Consider the following 2,077-nt stretch of genomic DNA (forward strand, 5'->3'; position numbering starts at 1 on the left):
AATCGCCTGATACCCAATGCTCATCACTAATATGTTCCACGACTTCAAAACCTTCATTTTAACCATTAAAGGGGGTACTTCAAGTCGTTTTTAACTCAAATTAACGCGCTTTTCTGCATTATAGGGTATGTTCCACGGCTGTTTTTGCCCTACTTTTCACCCTAACTCCGCCCTAACTCCGCCCTAACTCCTGTACTTTTCGTTTTTAAGTGGTCCGTCTCAGCTCGCCTATTTAAATCCATTTATATACCTCTTTAATCGCCTTTAATTCCAATATCCACCCAATTAATCACCACCCATCCTTTCCCTCAATAAAGCCCTCAAACAACGCACATACAGCCCCTTTCACATCCAAATCATCCAACCAATACAAAACAAATAAGGACCCACAGAAGTGAGCCCTTATAGAACCAAATAACCTTCAATCCCCGCCCAAAAAATTAAAGCAGAATTAAACCAAAATTAAAGCAAATGTACTTTTCGTTTTCAATCGCCCAAAATACCCAACACCCTCCAATACCTCTCTACAAGCCACCTTTCCACCTCTTCACTAATTCTCCATTTTGTACCTTTCGTTTTCATTGCTGTCCGGAGAATTCGGAAATGGGTATAACTAGGGGGCTCAATCGCTGATTTTATGCGGTTGAGCCTCATTATTTTGAATTCCAAGCCCCCTCAGTCAAAAAGAGTTGCCATTTTGGGTGGTTCCGAGGCATCTTTCAGACTCTTTTCCCAGTCTTTTTCGGGATGATTAAAGAGACTATAGAAGTTGACGTAATACATTAAAGTTATTCTCACCATTGTAGAAAGACCTGAGAAACTCTAGGAACGATCCAATTGGTGTTTCATCACCATCAATAACAGATTGGCTATCAAAGTCACCCAAACTTGGATCTTGATAGCATTGGCACTCTCACCGTAGAAGTATCTTAGGGGAAAGTTCTGTTTCAATTGCTTGAAGAGCAACTCTATAGCCCATCTCTCTTGATAGATCTTGATGATTTCATCAGGATCTGACGTCAAATCATTAGTCAGTAGAGAAATGAGCCGGTGTTTCTGTATGTCAGCGTACGTGATGATACGAGCTCGATGCTTAATCGCCTCTCCTTTCTGTAACTCCTTTCTGAAGGTCACTTGTTGCACACGAACCTCCATTCCCTCGTGTTCCGTTTGATAAATAGTGTCCTTCTCCACCTTGTACACCAAGTTCTTCTTCATCTTAGTGACGTAGATAACCCCTCTCTGCGTCATCTCCTCAAACTTGGCATAGTTGATATAAGCACGATCCATTGCAATGATATCACCCTTAGACAGATGTGATGGTATGAGCATAAAGGAGTCATGAGTGGCTGCTGATGTGAAGCGGACATCGGCGGGAACACCTTCATTTGCATGGATAACGGTGTGTACTTTCACTCCGCCTTTCTTCTTCCCAATCTTGGGATGTCTTCCAACGCCTTTGAAAACGAGGTTGGAGAAGAGAGTTATTGTGGTAGAATCAATAATTTTAAGTCGATTAAACCATTTAGGCATATTTCCCCCTCTACGCTGCCGGCTGTCCGATGAAAGAAGATGATGATATCTAGCGTATAAGCCCCTATAGATGGCACCAAAAACCTCCTCCGAACGTCTTCTGTTTGCGTCTGAAAGAGTACTCTTACATGCGATATTTGCAATCCCCAAATGGGTGAGTTTTCTTGCTTCTGCTTGCATGGAGACAGTGATCTCGCGTAGTGAGTCAAATCGATTAAGGATGGCATAGAGCATCACAACGAGGTGTGTCCATGCATCAAAACTCTTAATGTAACGTTCGCCTCCAAGTTCCCTGCTAATTCGAAGAACTCCTGACTTATCAATATTCTTTGTGATCTGAGAATATAGCGGCTGTCCGATAAAATGTGTACTTTTACTCATGGTTAAATGTAAATAGAATGTCAATGCAAATTTAACCACAAAGGGCTGACTCCACAAGTTGGAATCAGCCCTTATCTTTTGCCATCAAAAAAACTTCCCCGGACAGCAATGTTTCGTTTTATACCCCTTACATCGGAACATACATTCTTGATTAACGTTACGA

Annotated in this window: 1 pseudogene; it reads right to left on the bottom strand. The window is 41.8% G+C overall.

Annotation, left to right across the window (positions count from 1 at the left end):
- Positions 1 to 675 precede the first annotated feature (675 nt).
- Positions 676 to 1,914 (bottom strand): annotated as a pseudogene (locus HMPREF3027_RS01505) (IS4 family transposase).
- Between the last annotated feature and the right edge of the window lie 163 nt (positions 1,915 to 2,077).

The sequence above is a fragment of the Porphyromonas sp. HMSC077F02 genome (assembly GCF_001815465.1).
GTDB classification, from domain to species: domain Bacteria; phylum Bacteroidota; class Bacteroidia; order Bacteroidales; family Porphyromonadaceae; genus Porphyromonas_A; species Porphyromonas_A somerae.